Source organism: Kordia sp. SMS9, assembly GCF_003352465.1.
Taxonomy (GTDB): Bacteria; Bacteroidota; Bacteroidia; order Flavobacteriales; family Flavobacteriaceae; genus Kordia.
Genome location: NZ_CP031153.1, coordinates 4,123,812 through 4,141,447, shown reverse-complemented (window position 1 = coordinate 4,141,447; position 17,636 = coordinate 4,123,812). Strand labels below are relative to the sequence as shown.

Here is a 17,636-nt window from a genome sequence, read left to right as displayed (position 1 = left end):
CTCTAATGCGCATTTTTCTTCAATAATTCTGGGAATTTCTTTTGAAAACGCTTCAATCTAGGAATTGAAACACCTTTAATGTATGGATTGTTTGGGTTTCTTGCTTCGTAATCTTGATGATAGTCTTCTGCATCGTAAAAGGCAGTGTATTTAGTAACTTCCGTGGTAATAGTTCCGCTAAATACATTGTCTTTTTTCAATTGTGCAATGTACGTGTCTACAATTTTCTTTTCGTTATCGTTTTTGTAGAAGATGGCAGATCTGTACTGTCTTCCTGCATCTGGACCTTGTCGGTTCAGCGTAGTTGGATCGTGCGAACCAAAAAATACCTTTACCAAGGTTTCATACGAAACTATTGTTGGATCGTAATACACTTTTACCGCTTCCGCGTGATCAGTTCGTCCGGCACTTACCAATTGATAATTAGCCGTTTCTGCTTTTCCTCCAGCATAACCAGATACGACTTCCTGTACACCTTGTACACTTTCAAAAATAGCTTCTACACACCAAAAACATCCACTGGCAAAATAGGCCGTTTCATATTTTTCTAATTGTTCTTGTGTAACTTCTGCTTTTACTATCGATTTTTGAGCAGTATTCGAGTTACAGCTCAATACAACAAAAAAGATAGCAATTAAAGGCAAATAAATAGATTTCATAGCAATTAAATTAATTTCTGTATCAGTCGTGAGCGTTTTTAAAACTTACATTTTATTCTCAAACGACTGTAGATTTATATTTTCAATTTTTAACAAAGATACGAATTGAATCACAGACTTACTTAGACTGCTTAGATTTGTTAGACTACTTAGATTTTTCAAGTCTTTTGCTGAGGAGACATGAATTTCTTGGATTGTGAGACTGTTTAGACCTGTTTATGTGAAGGCAGGAATCTTTTTTCTTTTAGACGTGTTAGATGCAGTAAAGTAGACTAAGGCACTCGAAGTCTACAAAACACAAAACGATTGACTTTCCGAAGAAAAACAATCGTTCTGCTCATTATTAATTAACTAACTGGTTTTTTGATTGATGTTACTGTTTATTCCTGTGCGATTAACTTTTTTGTCACAAAAAACCCTGTAAACAAAGCAGTTCCACCTACAAAAAAGATCGTTCCTGGATACGCAACTTCTTCTGGTAATAACATAACAGTATGTAACATATATCCAATGAAAATGCCCAATCCGATGCCCATCATTAAAATGGCAAGATTGATGACCAATACCTTCCAAGTTGGTGTTAATGATTTTTTTGTATTAAAAAACATGGAAGCGTCTCCACCTTTTTCAATCAATGCCAAGCGTTCTCTATTTCGTGAAGAAATGTATAAATAATATATTCCGAAAATAACGCCAAAAATAGCTGGTACAATAATTACTTCTGATCCCATCATAATTTTATATTTTAAGGTTTAGTTTTTGTATTTGTCCATTATGACGAACGGTTTGTAAGTTCGGTTACAGATTTTTTTATTTTTTTATTTGAAAAACTAGTATTGAGGTATTAGTATTGAGTATAGAGAAGTTTCGATGAACAATTCAAAATTAAAAACTAAGTATCTTTAATAAAGAAGTTTTATAGTTTATAAGTTTAACAGTTTACGTTTTGATTTAAAAATTAAGGTAAACGTTAAGAGTAATAATAAATCTACAAAAAACAAAGTTTAAAAGATCAAAAGTTTAAGAGTTTAGCCTTTGAAACAAACCTACAGTAAATAATCTTACTCACAACTCACAACTCACAATAGAGCGCAGCGAACAACCCAAGACCAAATAAAAATCAAAGAATTTGTAACCATTTCTAGAAAGTGATCGTCTTAACTACAAGATGACACCAAACACTGACCAAGATTATATAGCACAAATCCGTTCAGGAAACGTAAATGTGTATTCGGCACTTGTGAGTAAGTACAAGAATATGGTATTCACGTTGGCGTTGCGCATGGTTGAAAATAAAGAAGATGCAGAAGAAGTTTCGCAAGATACATTTGTAAAAGCGTACAAAGCGTTGGATCGCTTTAAAGGCACGTCTAAATTTTCTACGTGGTTGTACAGAATTGTGTATAATACGAGTTTAGATCATCTCAAAAAGAGTAAAAGAGTCGTGTTATCCGAACATATTGATGAAATCAATGAAGCAGACATTGGCAGCATGCAAAACGCGTTGACGTATATTGAAGCCAAAGAAAAAAAACAAATGATAGAAAAAGCACTGTTGCAATTACCCGAAGAAGAACGTGTGTTGTTAACCTTGTTTTATTTTGAAGAATTATCGCTACGTGAAATCTCGGAAATCATTCAATTATCGTATGATAATGTGAAAATAAAGCTGTATCGCAGTCGAAAAAAACTATTTCATATGTTGAAAAATGTCGTAGAACCAATATATTTGAATCATGGAAGCAGAAAATAAGAAGTTAGATCAATTTACGAAAAATGTCATTCAGGAAGCTGAATTGGCAATACCTTCCACAGACTTTTTAGCCAATGTTATGGACAAAGTTTCCCAAGAAAAAGTGCCTGTAAAAGTCTACAAACCGTTAATAACCAAAGTTGGTTGGTTGATAATTGGTGCGTTATTTTTACTTTTTGCATTCGTTTTAACACGTTTCTCCTTAGGTTTCTCCATTTTTGGCGATTGGGATTTGTCTAGTTTGATGATTGAAAAGTATAAGCCAACTATTGGAATTCCCGAAATTCCAGTAACGTATGCGTATTGTTTCTTCTTTTTATTGGTTTTTGTGGTGATTCAAATTCGACTTATTAAAAAACAGTTTGACAAACGGTTTACAAATTTTGGCTAGATCGAAACTATTTTAGAAGCCACCCAATTTCGTTCCAAAAAAGAAAAATAAATCGTTGCCAAAAAACTCAGCACAAAATACGCCGCCATACACAGACTTCCATATGGAAAGTATGCATTAATTCCGTACCAATCTTCAAAAGAAAAAATAACAAAAAGTCCCAAAACGACTTTCATGGTTTCAAATAGAATCGTGTATTTGTAGCCGTCTAAAAGACTGGTATAGCTGTAAATTCCAACAAAGACAATCATTCCGTACAAAACGATGGTTCCATAACTGTAGTTTTCAAGAATATTCCTCACATTATAGAATAGAAAAAGCATCATGCAAATGGTAAAGAATAGTTGAAAGCTTGACCAAATCTGCAAAGAAACAGAAGTTGCAGCGTTGTATTTTTCAAAAGCATACACATTTTCAATCGTTTTGATGGGATAGGTTGATTGCACATCATTTGGTCGCCAACCTGTCGGCATGAACCATATTCTAAGTTTGTCATAATAACTTTTTGTCCGCCACGCATCTTTAATTAATCGCCATACATGTTGAAAGTTAATCACAATCGGATTCCACGTCGCCGCAGGTTTTAAAACGCCGTAGACAGGTGGAATTTCGTCCAATTCTTCTTGAAACGTGCCAAACATACGATCCCATACACAAAAAATAGCCGCTAAATTCTTGTCAATATATTCCGGATTGATCGCATGATGTACACGATGTTGCGAAGGCGTGACAATGATATATTCCAAAAAGCCTAATTTTCCAATATGTTGGGTATGATACCAAAACTGCGCAAACAGATGAATTGGCGTTAAAATAGCAATGATTTTATACGGAATGCCAATCAAAGCTGCGGGAATTAATAACAACGGAAAATACCCTAAAATATTCGAAATGGATTGTCGCAACGCACACGCCAAGTTAAATTCTTCACTGCTGTGATGAATCACATGCTGATTCCAAAAGAAATTCACTTTATGACTCAATCTGTGATTCCAATAACTGGCAAAATCAATCGCAATAAAGGCTAGGAGATAGGCAACCCAAGTTTCTGAAATGGAGAAAAGTGCTAAATTTTCTAACAAAAAAGGATAGGAAATTAAAATAACTGCCAAACCCAACGAATCTTTTACAATGCTTGTCAATCCTGAGCTAATGCTCGCAATCGTATCATTTACCGTATGTGTCTGATTTTTGACAAAATGTCCATACGCTATCTCAATAAACACCAAGATAGAGAAAAACGGAATTGCATACAATAAGGCATTTGCGTAGGCTTCCATAGGAGGAACAGTTTTCTATAAAATTACGTTTTTTTCTGAAATGTAAAGAGGAAAGCTTTTCTAACGTTTCCTAATCAGCTTTCCCTTTTTATTTTCAAAACGGTAATCAATCTGAAGAAAGTGAATAGTGTCTTTTTCTATCTCTGTAATTAATTTCGGCGCAGAAACAATGCCTTGAATGATGATAAAGCCATGAAAGTCAATCAGCTTATAATCAGAATCCCAACCAGAATCGCTATCTACAGGTTTTATATTGACAAGATTAGTGTCTTGATAGGTAAGTTGATATGCTTTAACATCGTCTACCGATTCAATAAAAGGAATATCCATTAATTTAGAGGTAAACTTTTTAAAATTCACGCGCTTCGGTTTCACATCCAGTTTTACATACGGCAAAGTATAACCGTTAAAATGTATCGTCAATGAATCTTTTGAATGTATTTTTAACACTTCCTCATCATTTAGCTTGAAGGTTTTATCTTTAGTCGAAGCGAGCTGTAAGGTATCACGAAAAACAAAAACGGTGGTTTCGCCAGTTTCCATATTCATTCGGTCTTTGGTGTTGAGTCGATACAATTGATTGGGTGCAGCACTGTACAGAAAACTTTGAATTTTTGCGCGTTCTACAAAGTTTCCGAGCGAGTCATACACACCTTTTGTTCTCCATAATTGATCTTTTTCTAGGTTTTGAGCGAAGCTTGAAATTGATAGTAAAAATATCGCTGCTGTCAATAAGTGTTTCATGTAATCAGTTTTAGTATATTATTATTTAGTGTATAGTTCTTCAATCAAGTCATAATTTCCATTGACAAAATGATCTAAATATTTCAAAGAAGTTTCAAAATCAATCGACCAAATATCATCTACAACCATTTTTTCCTTTTCTCTAAACAAACCGAAAAAGACTTTGTTTTTTTTAGGTCTGTTGTACCACAACGAAAACGACAAATGTTCATAATTGTCATACTGAGCTGTTAAACCAAAGCTTTTCTTATTTTCAAGACAAACAAAATCCAATGAAGGACTGTAATGAATGTTTGCATCGCTTAACGTATCTAAAAACTTTAATTTTTCATCCCAAGGATACTTGGTAGCGATTTCTATCACTTCTTTCCCTGAAATGGTATTATTCCTATATTCAATGTCTCTTTTATTTGGATGGCAAATGGAGTATGTAAAGGTCAATCGTGTGGATTTAGTTATCGGTCTTGCAATTTAGCATTTTAGATTTATATACATAAAAAAACTCCCATGTTTCCATGAGAGTTTCTATTTATTTTATAAAAATTAATCAAACTTAGGCTGAGGCTCTCGAAGCCTACTCTTCCACAATAACCCACTGTCCTTTGTTAATCAAAGGTTCCGCTTGTTTGTATTTTACCGTTTTGTTTTCGCCTGTCATCACGTTTTTGATGGTCACACGTTCGTTTCGACCAATTTTCGGCTTCTCGCGAACGATGGTTTCTGTCACTTGCGGACGTCCACCTTGCGATTGTTGCATGGCAGCGCGTTGTGCCGCTTCTTTTTCATCACTGTTTAACACATCTTCTTTAGAAGTGGTATAATTATCCTTTTTACGTTTTTGTTCACGAGCTTCACGCACACGATCAGGATTGTTATCCGCCAATTCACCTTTAAATAAGAAGGATAAAATTTCACGATTTACTTTGTCAATCACTTCTCTAAACAATTCAAACGCTTCAAATTTGTAGATCAATAATGGATCTTTTTGTTCGTGAACGGCTAACTGAACCGATTGCTTCAATTCGTCCATCTTACGCAAGTGCGTTTTCCAAGCATCATCAATAATGGCTAGAGAAATATTCTTCTCAAAATCGTTGACCAATTGCTTTCCTTGCGATTCGTAAGCTTCTTTTAAATCACTGATAACGTTCAATTCTTTGACGCCGTCCGTAAATTTCACAACAATGCGCTCATATTTATTTTCTGGATTTTCATACACTTGCTTGATCACTGGATAGACCATTTCAGCATTCAATTCCATTTTCTCATTGTAGTTCTTAAAAGCCGCTGTGTATACTTTTCCGATGATTTCTTCTTCGGTCATAGTACCAAATTCTTCTTCCGAAATTGGACTCGCAATAGAGAAGTAGCGGATCAATTCAAACTCAAAGTTTTTAAAGTCGCTCGCCGCTTTGTTTGTTTGTGTAATGATTTCTACAGTGTCGTACACCATATTTGAAATATCTACCTTTAAACGCTCTCCATGCAACGCGTGACGACGACGTTTGTACACGACTTCACGTTGTGCATTCATGACATCATCATATTCTAACAAACGCTTACGAATTCCGAAGTTGTTTTCTTCAACTTTTTTCTGCGCACGTTCAATAGATTTGGTCATCATGGAATGCTGAATGACTTCACCTTCTTTCAATCCCATTCTATCCATCATCTTGGCAACTCGGTCCGAACCGAATAAACGCATCAAGTTATCTTCTAAAGACACATAAAATTGTGAACTTCCAGGATCTCCTTGACGACCAGAACGACCACGCAACTGTCTATCGACACGACGCGAATCATGACGTTCCGTACCAATAATTGCCAATCCGCCAGCAGCTTTTACTTCTTCACTCAACTTAATATCCGTTCCACGACCTGCCATGTTGGTTGCAATGGTAACTTGTCCAGGTTGTCCAGCTTCTGCTACAATATCAGCTTCTCGTTGGTGTAATTTGGCGTTCAATACATTGTGCGGTACTTTTCGGATGGAAAGCATTCTTCCTAACAATTCCGAAATTTCTACCGAAGTGGTACCAATCAATACAGGTCTGCCTTGTTTCGACAATTCCGTAACCTCATCAATAATAGCATTGTATTTTTCACGCTTGGTTTTGTAAATTAAGTCTTCTTTATCTTTACGCGCAATAGGTCGGTTTGTTGGAATTTCAACAACATCTAATTTATAGATTTCCCATAATTCCCCTGCTTCTGTAATCGCTGTACCTGTCATCCCCGACAGTTTGCGATACATTCTAAAGTAGTTTTGTAAAGTTACTGTAGCAAAAGTTTGCGTCGCATCTTCAATCTTTACATTTTCTTTGGCTTCAATCGCTTGGTGCAATCCGTCAGAATAACGACGTCCGTCCATAATACGACCTGTTTGCTCATCAACGATTTTTACTTTGTTGTCCATCACCACATATTCCACATCTTTTTCAAAAAGGGTGTAGGCTTTTAACAACTGATTCATGGTGTGAATACGTTCACTCTTTTCTTGAAACTCACTGAACAATACTTCTTTCAGTTCAACTTCTTTATCTTTTTCAAGTTCTTGCGATTCAATTTTGGCAATTTCCCCACCAATATCAGGCATGACAAAGAAATCTGGATCGTTGCTTCCCGCAGATAAATATTCAACGCCTTTGTCTGTTAAATCAATTTGATTGTTCTTTTCTTCAATCACAAAAAGCAATTCTGCATCTACTTTGTGCATTTCGCGATTGTTGTCTTGCATGTAAAAGTTCTCTGTTTTTTGAAGTAATTGTTTGATTCCTTCTTGACTTAAAAACTTAATTAATGCTTTATTTTTAGGCAAACCTCTGAAAACTCTCAATAATAAGAATCCACCTTCTTTGGTTTCTCCGTCTTTGATTAATTTTTTTGCTTCCGCGAGCACACCTGTGAGATATTGACGTTGCTTTTGAACCAACTCAGAAACTTTTGGCTTTAGCTCGTTAAATTCATGTAAATCTCCTTGCGGAATTGGTCCAGAAATAATCAACGGTGTTCGTGCATCATCCACCAGTACAGAATCGACCTCATCGACAATGGCATAGTTGTGCGGACGTTGTACCAAATCGTTTGGCGAATGCGACATATTATCACGCAAGTAGTCAAAACCAAATTCATTATTCGTTCCATACGTAATATCAGCTAAATAGGCTTTTCTTCTCGCTTCCGAATTCGGTTGATGGTAATCAATACAATCAATCGTTAACCCGTGAAACTGAAAAATTGGCGCCATCCACGCGCTATCACGTTTTGCTAAGTAATCATTTACCGTTACTAAATGCACTCCTTTTCCTGTCAAAGCGTTCAAGTATACAGAAAGTGTTGCTACCAAGGTTTTCCCTTCACCAGTTTGCATTTCGGCAATTTTTCCTTGGTGCATCGTAATACCACCAATTAACTGCACATCGTAATGAATCATGTCCCAAGTGACTTGCTTTCCAGCGGCATCCCAAGAGTTTTGCCAAATGGCATTGTCTCCATCTAAGGTTACATAATCGTGCATTCCCGACAGTTCTCTGTCGTATGGAGTTGCCGTTACATTCAGTTCTGTATTGTGTGTAAAGCGTTTTGCCGTTTCTTTTATTACGGCAAATGCTTCTGGTAATAGTTCAAATAAAACGTCTTCGGAAATCGTGTATTCTTCGTCTTTCAATTTATCAATTTCTTGATAAATATCTTCTTTACGCTCAATATCTGAAATCGTTTCTGCTTCCTGTTGTAAAGAAGCAATCTTATCGTTTACTTCTTTGCACGCTTCTGCGATACGTGCTTTAAATTGTGCTGTTTTGGCTCTCAACTCATCAAGCGTTAACTGCTCTAGTTGTAGCTCGTGCGACTTGATTTGAACAACAATAGGTTGAATGCCTTTAATGTCTTTCTTGGATTTGTCTCCAACAAACATTTTCAACACTGAATTTAAAAAACTCATAGTGTGTGTGGTTTTATATTAAACCAAAAAAAAAGCCTCGATGATGGAGACTTTTTTCCTTGGTTACATTTATTTTAGTATTCATCTTCGTTCCAGAGGTAATCTTCCTCTGTAGGGTAATCAGGCCAAATCTCTTCAATAGATTCATAAGAATCACCTTCATCTTCAATTGATTGCAAGTTTTCTACAACTTCTAACGGAGCTCCGGTTCTAATTGCGTAATCGATCAACTCATCTTTTGTAGCTGGCCAAGGCGCATCACTTAAATGAGATGCAAGTTCTAATGTCCAATACATATTCTTTGTATATTAATTTTTTGCAAAAATAAATTTTTAAATGAAATAGTCAAGTAAAAAAGTAATTATTTACACATTATTTTTAAGAACGTTTTTTATTCTTCTAATTATTAGCAACTTACGAATTCTTCTTCGGAATCCATTTTATTTCGTTTGCTTGCAAATCATGAGACAACTTTCGTGCCAACACAAAAAGGTAGTCAGAAAGTCGGTTTAAGTATTTTAAAGTGTATTCATCAAAAGGTTCTAATTCGTAAAGTGCTGCGGCTAAACGCTCGGCTCGCCTGCAAACACAGCGGGCAATATGACAGAATGACACCGTTTGATGTCCTCCAGGCAATACAAAGTGCGTCATTGGTGGCAATTCCGCATTCATAGTGTCCATTTCTTTTTCTAAGACAGCAACTTCTGCTTCTGTGATTCTTGGAATGTTCAAGCGATCTTTTCCGTTTTTTAACGTGGCTTTTTCAGGATCCGTTGCCAACACCGCACCAACGGTAAATAACAAATCTTGAATTTCCATCAATACATGTTGGTAATGTGGATTGATGTCTTGATCGCGAATGAGGCCAATGTGCGAATTGAGTTCGTCCACCGTTCCATAACTGTCAATCCGAATATGATGTTTGGGAACGCGCGTACCACCAAATAGGGCAGTAGTGCCTTTATCTCCTGTTTTTGTGTAAATTTTCATTTTTTCTTTTTCTTTTTTTTTGAGAATGTACTATCGGTTTCTCCTGTTGCGTTGATACATGTACAACACTACAATTCCTATAACGACAGCAATCAGTATAATTCTACCTCTCATTCTTTTCTTTTTCTTCTTTTTCTTTGAAACGATCCGTAAGCTTTTTTGCCACTTTTTTATTGGATTGATATACAAAGAAAAGTCCAATGATGATTGCAACAGGTAATTTCCAATCAATCATTCTTTTTTATCTTTTTTCTTCTTTTCTAAATAATCACTCATAAATCCACGCTCTCTACGATTGTTACTACGCTTTTTATTTTTTCGTGTATTCATAAGTAGCCAAGGAGCTAATACAGCTACAATGATGATAAATATGATGAGTTCTTTGGTCATACTTAGGCATTTTGTTCCATGAACATAGTTAAATGCATACACTTATACAAATGGCGGTCGCTTGTTTTAGATTGTTCCCAATCTTTTTGATGTAATTTTTTGATGTAATTCATCTTTTTTGTGGCACCCATCGGCAATATATTGAGAAAAAATGCCCATTTGGAACTTCCTAAGATGGCTCTGCGTTCTACAACCTTAAATTCGTTGTGAAAACGTCGTACAGTTTTCTTTGAAAATGGCCATTCCCAATCGGCATCAGATTGAAACGGTCTGTAAATTCCGCGAATGATGCGCAACGGCCAGCTTGTTTTGAGTGGATCATAGGAAATTAATTTCCCGTCTTTAGCAAGTTTCTCTTTGAGTTTGCCAAACAATAAATCCAAACTTTCAAAGTGATGCAATACGCCATACGCATAAATGACATCAAAGTCCGTTTCTTTAAATTCTGGCGATAAAAAATCAACCGCTTCCGCTTTGGCGCTTGGTAAGTCTTTCAAACGTTCGTTGAGCTGTCCAATCGCTTTGTCACTCAAATCAATTCCTAAATAACTTTTCGCATTTTCTGCTAAATATAAACTTAAATGATTTCCTGCATAACAACCTAAATCAAGGACTTTTTTATTGGACAAATCGCCCAACCATGTGCGGTGTTTTTCATAGACTTGTTCGTTGATTTGTAGTTCTTTGCGGAAATCAGATAATAATTTATTTCGCATAAAAGACCAAAGCTTTGTTGCAAAATTCTTCTTTTTTACATTGTAGAATTCTTTCTGCTTTTTGTTGACTTCTAGGACTTTCTGTAGGCGTGTATCATTCACTGTACTAAATTTTTGAGGCTAAATATAAAAATTACTACGAATTTACTTTATTTCTGCTGAATAATTGTGAAAATTTACAGGTTTTATTGCTGTGTGAGGTGCAATTTCTTGAATGCAAGATCGTGTTGTGCAAGTTGTAAACTTACGTAAACAACACATATAAACCAATGTGTCAATTTGAAAATTCTTCAATTTGAAAATGAAGTTTCAAAGAAAACTCAAAGATTGTATGAAAGAGTCTAACAGGTAAAGCCGAGTCTAACATCTAAAAGCGAGGAGCGATCTAATATCTAATAGCGATAGCGAGTCATATTCAATGTGTCAATTTGAAAATTCTTTAATTTGAAAATGAAGTTTCAAAGAAAACGCGAGCATTGTATGAAAGAGTCTAACAGGCAAAGTCGAGTCTAACATCTAAAAGCGAGGAACGATCTAATATCTAATAGCGATAGCGATTCTTATTCAATGTATCAATTTGAAAATTCTTCAATTTGAAAATGAAGTTTCAAAGAAAACGCGAGCATTGTATGAAAGAGTCTAACAGGCAAAGCCGAGTCTAACATCTAAAAGCGAAGCGATCTAATATCTAATAGCGATAGCGATCTAAGAGATTCCTGCCTTCGCAGGAACAAGTCTAACAGCAAAGCGCGTCCAAATGGATTTAAATCCGAACCACAAAATGTTCTTTGACTTGTTCTTTCCGAAAAAATACAAATCCCCAAAAAAAGGTGTCAATCGTAACCGTAACTTTTGGGTGGTTTTTAATGATTTCCCAAGCTTCGGTCATGTTTTTGCTCCAATGAATGTCGTCAAAAATAAAAACACTGTCATTATGCGCGGTTTTCAATAATGTTTCAAAATACTGTAATGTCGCTTCTTTTTGGTGATTGCCATCGAAATAGATCAAATCAAAAATTTCATCCATCAGTTCCGGTATAATTTTCTCAAAAGGCGCCATACTGATGGAAACATTGTTCATGTCGAATGTTCTAAGTTGTTTTTCTGCAATTTTAGCCGTTTCTGGGCAACCTTCAATGGTGTATACATCAGTTGCCGCGTTCATAGCAATCGTGCCAATTCCGAGCGAAGTTCCCAATTCTAAACATTTTTTAATTTCTAAATAAGAAATTAATCGTGCTAAGAGTTGTGCGCGTTTTTGAGTAATTCCTGCATTTTTTGCGATGGCTGAAACTTTCCGTTTGTTGGATGAAAATACTCTGCTCCCTGCGCCAAAATCTTTGACTTCTATAATCGTGTCATCTTTCAATAAATCGTCGCGATACTGTTGAAGCGTCTTGTAGATTTCTTTTGACGATTTGTCATAGAAGCATTGCGTTATCAAATTGTACACGAATGGTGAATGAATTCCGTGCTGATTGCTCGATTTGAAAAAGAATTTAAAGTATGCAAAGATTTGATACCACATGTTTATTCTTCAATTTTAGCCGCCAATTCAAACCAACGTTCTGTTTTTTCTTCTGATTCCGTGATGATTTTCTGCAATTCCATCGACTTTTCTTGAATTTCATCTTGCGAAAGTTCACCAGACACAAATTCGGCTTCAATTTTTTCTTTTTCTTCTTCCAAACGCTGAATGTCTTTTTCCAAACGTTTGTATTCTTTTTGTTCGTTGTAGCTCAATTTCTCGCTCTCGTCTTGTCGCCATGACTGTTTTTCTTTCTTCTCAGCGGTTTTTGTTTCTGGCTCGTAACTGTCTTCATACGCTCTGAAATCACTATAATTTCCTGGGAAATCTTCAATGACGCCGTTTCCTCGGAAGACAAATAAATGGTCTACAATTTTATCCATAAAGTAGCGATCATGCGAAACTACGAGCAAACAACCCGGAAAATCCAACAGGAAACTTTCCAACACATTGAGCGTAACAATGTCTAAATCGTTTGTAGGTTCATCCAGAATTAAAAAGTTTGGATTCTGAATTAACACCGTACATAAATACAAACGTTTCAGTTCGCCACCAGACAGTTTTTCCACAAAATCGTATTGTCGTTTTCGGTCGAATAAAAAGCGTTCTAGCAATTGCGCTGCCGAAATCATGCGCCCTTTTTTCAATGGAATGTATTCGCCGTATTCTTTGATGATATCAAGTACTTTTTGTCCTTCTTTCGGATTGATGCCGCTTTGTGTGTAATAGCCAAATTTGATGGTGTCGCCCACAATTACTTTTCCCGCATCAGGTTTTAAACGACCTGTAATCATGTTTAGAAAAGTAGATTTCCCCGTTCCGTTTTTTCCAATGATGCCAATGCGTTCGCCTTTTTTAAAGACATATTCAAATTTATTGAGTAATACTTTGTCTTGAAACGATTTAGAAACATTATGCAACTCCAAAATTTTACTTCCCATGCGTTCCATGTTGATCTCCAATTGCACTTCGTGTTCGTTGCGGCGTTGATGTGCTTTTTCTTTGATGACAAAAAAGTCGTCGATGCGCGATTTCGATTTGGTCGTTCGTGCTTTCGGTTGACGACGCATCCAATCGAGTTCCTTTTTGTATAAATTTTTGGCTTTTTCCACCGAAGCTTGTTCGGCGTTGATGCGCGCTTCTTTTTTATCTAAATAGTACGAGTAACTTCCTTTATAATTGTAGAGTTTTCCGTTTTCAAGTTCCACAATTTCATTGCATACGCGTTCTAAGAAATAGCGATCGTGTGTCACCATAAAAAGGGTAATATTCTCTTTTTTGAAATATTCTTCCAACCATTCAATCATTTCCAAATCGAGATGATTTGTCGGTTCATCCAAAATTAGCAAATCGGGTTTGTTGATGAGAATTGTAGCCAAACCTAGCCGTTTTTTCTGTCCACCAGACAAATTGCTAACTTTTTGCGACAAGTTTTCCAGTTTTAGCTTAAAGAGGATTTGTTTGTATTGTGTTTCAAAATCCCACGCATTGTGCAAATCCATTTTTTCGAATGCCTTTTGATAATTTTCGGCATCATCAGGATTCAGCAACGCACTTTCATAATTGGCAATGATGTCCAAAATAGGATTGTCGGACGCAAAAATGGTTTCTTCAATCGTAAGATTCGGATCTAAGCTTTCTTTTTGAGACAAAAACGCCATGTGAATTCCTTTTCGGGAAATAATTTGTCCGCTATCTGCTTCTTCACGACCTGTAATGATATTTAATAAAGAAGTTTTCCCGGTTCCATTTTTGGCAATAAACGCTACTTTTTGATCTTTATTGATGCCAAAAGAGATGTCTTCAAATAGTACGCGTTCTCCAAAAGATTTTGAGATATTTTCGACGGATAAATAATTCACTTTGTTGATTTTTTTACAAATTAAAAATAAAAAGATCAGATATGTGGTATAGAATTTTATTATTACTGCGTAAAACTTATATTTGCTTGGTAAACAACAGCACCTAATTCATGAATTTGAAAGCCCCAATATCAATTCTGAGCATTTTTTTCCTGTTAGCTTCCTGTGTCAGCAATAAGGAACTGACGTATTTTGGAGAAAGTGAAGACGATACGAAGCTTATTAAACAGTCGATAAAATTAAACGAAAAGCCTTATAGAGTGCAAGTAGGTGATTTGTTATCAATCAATATAAAATCGACAGACGAAAAGTTGGCGGCCATGTTTAATCCTGTTTCCAACAAAAACAATCCAAGCCTAAATCAATCGGATCAAAGTTTATATTACAGCGGATTTACAGTAAGTAAACACGGAAATATTGAAATTCCGATTCTTGGGAAAATGAACGTGTTGGCCTTTACGCTTGAAGAAATAGAAGCTGATATTGAAAAGAAATTACTCAAAGAATATTTTAACAAGAAAGAAGATTTATTTATCGTAGTGAAATTAGCGGGACTGCGATTTACAGTCACAGGAGAAGTGAAAAACACAGGAATTTATACACTTTTTCAAGACCGTGTTAATGTCATAGAAGCCTTGGCAAGTGCTGGAGATATTACGGATGTTGGAAATAGAAAAGATGTATTGATTATTAGGCAATATCCGCAAGGACAAAAAATACATCACATAAACTTAACAAGTATAGATGCTTTAAATTCTCCTTATTATTATGTGAAGCCAAATGATATGGTCTATGTAAAACCGTTGAAACAAAAATCGTTAGGAACCGGAACAAACTTAGTGCAAACAATTACTGCGGTAGTGACTGTAGTGTCGCTAGTGGCAAGTGTTGTTGTATTGTCAAGAAATCTATAGAAACATGGAAACGGAATTTGACGAACAGAAAGCACAAAACTCTTTTGATAGCAAAGCACTGTTATTTAGAGCCCTAAATTATTGGTATCTCTTTGTCATTGTTTTGGGAATTGCCTTTGTAGTTACTTATTTCTACAACAAGCGTATTGAACGTATTTATCGTATGGAAAGCTTGATTTCTATCAAAGAAGAACAAAATCCGTTTTTCTCATCAAGCATGAATTTAACCTTTAATTGGGGAGGCGCAAGTGATAAAGTAGAAACGGTAAAAACAACGCTAAAATCGAGAACACATAACGAAAACGTAGTACGTGTACTACAAACATATATTCATTACAAAGAACAAGGCGTATATCGGTTAGAAGATATTCATACCAATGCACCTTTTATTGCAAGTTTGGATGAAAGTGTTCCACAGCTTTTAAATACACCGATTAAAATTGTCTTTCGCGATCGCGATAACTACACAGCAAGTATTGATTTTACTGATGAAGAGCGTTTTTCAGGAATCAATTATAAACTCAACAAAGTTTCCAAAATAACTCCAAAAGGAGAAACATATTCGGGTGATTTTGTGATGAATGCAGAAGCCAATACCGATTATTTTAAATTCGCACTAACACCACGTCGAAATACAGAAATTGAAATAGGGAAGCCTTATTATATCTATTTAACGAGTCTGAATAGTGAAATTGCCAATTATCAAGGAATTGCCATTAGTCTAAAAGTGCAAGGAGCTTCCATGTTAGAGTTGAGTCTAACAGGACCAAATAGAGCTATTTTAGCAGATTATCTCAATCTTACCACAGAAATCTTAAAAGGAAAACAACTCGAAGAAAAAAATCAGTTTGCGACCAATACGCTTAATTTTATTGATAAAATGATTCAAGGTGTAGAAGATTCATTGCGAAAAGACGAGCAAAAACTTAAAAAATACAAACAGGACAACAAAGTATTTGATCCTTCGCTAAAAGGAGAAGATGTTTTTGCACGGATGAATCAATACAGTATTGAGAAAAATAAGTACAAACTTGAACTACAATACTATAAATTATTAGAAGATTATTTAACCAATAGTACAGATTTTAGATCGTTGCCTGCGCCAGCTTCTTCCGGTATTGAAGATGAAAATATCGTTACAAATGTTTCCAAAATTGTTAGTTTATCTATTCAAAGAGCAAAACTAGGAGAAACGGTTAAAAATGATATCTTTTTTAAGGAAATTGACAAAGATATTGAAGCCACTAAGCGCGTATTGCTTGAAAATGTGAAAACTGCACGTTCCTCAACGGCAATCGACATTTCTAATGTAGACAACAGAATGGCAAGAGCCAACGCAGAATTTCGAAAACTTCCAGAAGAAGAACAGCAATTGTTCAATATAGAGCGTAGTTATAAAATAAGCGAGGCTTCTTATACGATGTTTTTAGAAAAGAAAAATGAAGCAGGTATTGTTAAAGCAGCAAATGTTTCTGATGTAAAAGTAATTGACAGTGCTAAAGATTTAGGACAAAAAGCAATTTTGCCAAATACACGGAAAAACTATTCCATTGCTTTATTCATAGGATTATTACTTCCATTGGGATTTGTATTTCTAGTTACCATATTGGACAACAATATCAATACGCCAGAAGACATAAAAAAACTATCAAACATTCCAATTTTAGGAATTGTAAGCAGAAGCAGGTCAGCATCTAATTTAGCGGTATTCGAAAGTCCGAAATCATCCGTAGCAGAATCGTTTAGAGGCATTCGATCGAGTTTGCAATATATGTATCGAAATCTAGAAAATGACAACACTAAAACGGTATTGATCACATCTTCCGTTAGTGGAGAAGGAAAAACATTTTGTTCCATCAATGTGGCATCAGTATTTTCGTTGACAGGAAAAAAGACGATTTTGGTTGGATTGGATTTGCGAAAACCAAAAATCTTTGGCGATTTTGGGATTAACAACGACATTGGAGTTGTGAATTACCTCATTGGACAAAAGGAAATGGACGAAGTCATTCAATCGACAAAATATGAAAACCTGGATGTGATTACGTCTGGACCAATTCCGCCAAATCCATCTGAATTATTAATCAGTCAAAAACTAGAAGAGTTCATCGCAGATTTAAAACAACGCTATGATTATGTCATTTTAGATACACCTCCATTAGGTTTGGTTTCTGATGCTTTAGATTTGATAACGCATGCCGATGCAACAATTTATATGGTGCGACAAGACTATTCAAAGAAAGCCATGTTGAACATCATCAATGATAAATATAAAAAAGGAGAAGTTAAAAATATCAGTTTCGTATTCAACGATTACCGTCAAAAAGCCAAATATGGCTATGGCTATGGTTACGGATATGGCTACGGTTATGGTTATGGTAATTATGGCAATGGCTACCATGAAAATGAACGCCGTTCGCTGTTATCACGACTCAAAAAACCTTTTAAAAGAAAATAAACTAACAA

Annotated in this window: 17 protein-coding genes; 4 read left to right on the top strand and 13 right to left on the bottom strand. The window is 35.6% G+C overall.

Annotated elements, in window-relative coordinates:
* Positions 1 to 2: 2 nt before the first annotated feature.
* Both msrA and KORDIASMS9_RS17615 read right to left on the bottom strand, forming a co-directional pair.
* Entirely contained in the window at positions 3 to 659 is a 657-nt protein-coding gene (msrA, locus tag KORDIASMS9_RS17620; protein WP_114904107.1) for a peptide-methionine (S)-S-oxide reductase MsrA, read from the bottom strand.
* A 380-nt stretch (positions 660 to 1,039) separates the two neighbouring features.
* A complete protein-coding gene (locus KORDIASMS9_RS17615) occupies positions 1,040 to 1,393 on the bottom strand; it encodes a DUF6249 domain-containing protein (protein WP_371412746.1) in 354 nt (117 codons plus the stop codon).
* A 434-nt stretch (positions 1,394 to 1,827) separates the two neighbouring features.
* On the opposite strand from KORDIASMS9_RS17615, the gene KORDIASMS9_RS17610 reads away from it, so the two are divergent.
* Positions 1,828 to 2,412, top strand: a complete 585-nt coding sequence (locus KORDIASMS9_RS17610; protein WP_114904105.1) for an RNA polymerase sigma factor — start codon at positions 1,828 to 1,830, stop codon at positions 2,410 to 2,412.
* Positions 2,396 to 2,803, top strand: a complete 408-nt coding sequence (locus KORDIASMS9_RS17605) for a hypothetical protein (protein WP_114904104.1) — start codon at positions 2,396 to 2,398, stop codon at positions 2,801 to 2,803. The genes KORDIASMS9_RS17610 and KORDIASMS9_RS17605 overlap by 17 nt, the downstream gene beginning before the upstream one ends.
* Here the strand turns inward: KORDIASMS9_RS17605 and KORDIASMS9_RS17600 are convergent.
* The 11 genes from KORDIASMS9_RS17600 to KORDIASMS9_RS17560 all read right to left on the bottom strand — a co-directional run bounded on the left by KORDIASMS9_RS17600 (position 2,800) and on the right by KORDIASMS9_RS17560 (position 14,256).
* Positions 2,800 to 4,083 carry a sterol desaturase family protein gene (locus KORDIASMS9_RS17600; protein WP_114904103.1) on the bottom strand — a complete coding sequence of 428 codons (1,284 nt, stop codon included), beginning with the start codon at positions 4,081 to 4,083 and terminating at the stop codon, positions 2,800 to 2,802. The genes KORDIASMS9_RS17605 and KORDIASMS9_RS17600 overlap by 4 nt on opposite strands.
* Positions 4,084 to 4,143: 60 nt before the next feature.
* Entirely contained in the window at positions 4,144 to 4,827 is a 684-nt protein-coding gene (locus tag KORDIASMS9_RS17595) for a hypothetical protein (RefSeq protein ID WP_114904102.1), read from the bottom strand.
* 21 nt (positions 4,828 to 4,848) lie between these two features.
* On the bottom strand, positions 4,849 to 5,268 hold the full coding sequence (locus KORDIASMS9_RS17590; protein WP_114904101.1) for a hypothetical protein: 420 nt from the start codon (positions 5,266 to 5,268) through the stop codon (positions 4,849 to 4,851).
* 133 nt (positions 5,269 to 5,401) lie between these two features.
* A complete protein-coding gene (secA, locus tag KORDIASMS9_RS17585; protein WP_114904100.1) occupies positions 5,402 to 8,770 on the bottom strand; it encodes a preprotein translocase subunit SecA in 3,369 nt (1,122 codons plus the stop codon).
* 74 nt (positions 8,771 to 8,844) lie between these two features.
* Positions 8,845 to 9,066 carry a DUF2795 domain-containing protein gene (locus KORDIASMS9_RS17580; protein ID WP_007093625.1) on the bottom strand — a complete coding sequence of 74 codons (222 nt, stop codon included), beginning with the start codon at positions 9,064 to 9,066 and terminating at the stop codon, positions 8,845 to 8,847.
* 118 nt (positions 9,067 to 9,184) lie between these two features.
* Complete coding sequence (locus KORDIASMS9_RS17575) at positions 9,185 to 9,760, bottom strand: cob(I)yrinic acid a,c-diamide adenosyltransferase (RefSeq protein WP_114904099.1); 576 nt, start codon at positions 9,758 to 9,760, stop codon at positions 9,185 to 9,187.
* A gap of 103 nt (positions 9,761 to 9,863) precedes the next feature.
* Positions 9,864 to 9,995 carry a hypothetical protein gene (locus KORDIASMS9_RS23945; RefSeq protein WP_256386999.1) on the bottom strand — a complete coding sequence of 44 codons (132 nt, stop codon included), beginning with the start codon at positions 9,993 to 9,995 and terminating at the stop codon, positions 9,864 to 9,866.
* On the bottom strand, positions 9,992 to 10,150 hold the full coding sequence (locus tag KORDIASMS9_RS23415; RefSeq protein ID WP_162820022.1) for a hypothetical protein: 159 nt from the start codon (positions 10,148 to 10,150) through the stop codon (positions 9,992 to 9,994). Before KORDIASMS9_RS23415 ends, KORDIASMS9_RS23945 begins: the two co-directional genes overlap by 4 nt.
* Before the next feature lie 2 nt (positions 10,151 to 10,152).
* Positions 10,153 to 10,968 (bottom strand): bifunctional 2-polyprenyl-6-hydroxyphenol methylase/3-demethylubiquinol 3-O-methyltransferase UbiG, encoded by an 816-nt coding sequence (locus KORDIASMS9_RS17570; RefSeq protein ID WP_114904098.1) that lies wholly within the window; start codon positions 10,966 to 10,968, stop codon positions 10,153 to 10,155.
* Between the two features lie 661 nt (positions 10,969 to 11,629).
* A complete protein-coding gene (locus KORDIASMS9_RS17565) occupies positions 11,630 to 12,394 on the bottom strand; it encodes an O-methyltransferase (RefSeq protein WP_114904097.1) in 765 nt (254 codons plus the stop codon).
* A 2-nt stretch (positions 12,395 to 12,396) separates the two neighbouring features.
* Positions 12,397 to 14,256: an ABC-F family ATP-binding cassette domain-containing protein gene (locus KORDIASMS9_RS17560; protein WP_114904096.1), complete on the bottom strand. Its 1,860-nt coding sequence runs from the start codon at positions 14,254 to 14,256 to the stop codon at positions 12,397 to 12,399.
* A 110-nt stretch (positions 14,257 to 14,366) separates the two neighbouring features.
* Between KORDIASMS9_RS17560 and KORDIASMS9_RS17555 the strand changes: the two genes are divergently transcribed.
* Both KORDIASMS9_RS17555 and KORDIASMS9_RS17550 read left to right on the top strand, forming a co-directional pair.
* Positions 14,367 to 15,170 (top strand): polysaccharide biosynthesis/export family protein, encoded by an 804-nt coding sequence (locus KORDIASMS9_RS17555; protein WP_114904095.1) that lies wholly within the window; start codon positions 14,367 to 14,369, stop codon positions 15,168 to 15,170.
* 4 nt (positions 15,171 to 15,174) lie between these two features.
* A complete protein-coding gene (locus tag KORDIASMS9_RS17550) occupies positions 15,175 to 17,628 on the top strand; it encodes an exopolysaccharide transport family protein (protein WP_114904094.1) in 2,454 nt (817 codons plus the stop codon).
* Positions 17,629 to 17,636: the final 8 nt, after the last annotated feature.

What these genes read in the sequence shown, in the direction of transcription:
- KORDIASMS9_RS17610 (WP_114904105.1), top strand. Translation starts at nt 1,828, where the DNA reads ATGACACCAAACACTGACCAAGATTATATAGCACAAATCCGTTCAGGA.
- KORDIASMS9_RS17600 (WP_114904103.1), bottom strand. Translation starts at nt 4,083, where the DNA reads ATGGAAGCCTACGCAAATGCCTTATTGTATGCAATTCCGTTTTTCTCT.
- KORDIASMS9_RS17615 (WP_371412746.1), bottom strand. Translation starts at nt 1,393, where the DNA reads ATGATGGGATCAGAAGTAATTATTGTACCAGCTATTTTTGGCGTTATT.
- secA (WP_114904100.1), bottom strand. Translation starts at nt 8,770, where the DNA reads ATGAGTTTTTTAAATTCAGTGTTGAAAATGTTTGTTGGAGACAAATCC.
- KORDIASMS9_RS17605 (WP_114904104.1), top strand. Translation starts at nt 2,396, where the DNA reads ATGGAAGCAGAAAATAAGAAGTTAGATCAATTTACGAAAAATGTCATT.
- KORDIASMS9_RS17595 (WP_114904102.1), bottom strand. Translation starts at nt 4,827, where the DNA reads ATGAAACACTTATTGACAGCAGCGATATTTTTACTATCAATTTCAAGC.
- KORDIASMS9_RS17555 (WP_114904095.1), top strand. Translation starts at nt 14,367, where the DNA reads ATGAATTTGAAAGCCCCAATATCAATTCTGAGCATTTTTTTCCTGTTA.
- KORDIASMS9_RS17565 (WP_114904097.1), bottom strand. Translation starts at nt 12,394, where the DNA reads ATGTGGTATCAAATCTTTGCATACTTTAAATTCTTTTTCAAATCGAGC.
- KORDIASMS9_RS17550 (WP_114904094.1), top strand. Translation starts at nt 15,175, where the DNA reads ATGGAAACGGAATTTGACGAACAGAAAGCACAAAACTCTTTTGATAGC.
- KORDIASMS9_RS17580 (WP_007093625.1), bottom strand. Translation starts at nt 9,066, where the DNA reads ATGTATTGGACATTAGAACTTGCATCTCATTTAAGTGATGCGCCTTGG.
- msrA (WP_114904107.1), bottom strand. Translation starts at nt 659, where the DNA reads ATGAAATCTATTTATTTGCCTTTAATTGCTATCTTTTTTGTTGTATTG.
- KORDIASMS9_RS23945 (WP_256386999.1), bottom strand. Translation starts at nt 9,995, where the DNA reads ATGATTGATTGGAAATTACCTGTTGCAATCATCATTGGACTTTTCTTT.
- KORDIASMS9_RS23415 (WP_162820022.1), bottom strand. Translation starts at nt 10,150, where the DNA reads ATGACCAAAGAACTCATCATATTTATCATCATTGTAGCTGTATTAGCT.
- KORDIASMS9_RS17575 (WP_114904099.1), bottom strand. Translation starts at nt 9,760, where the DNA reads ATGAAAATTTACACAAAAACAGGAGATAAAGGCACTACTGCCCTATTT.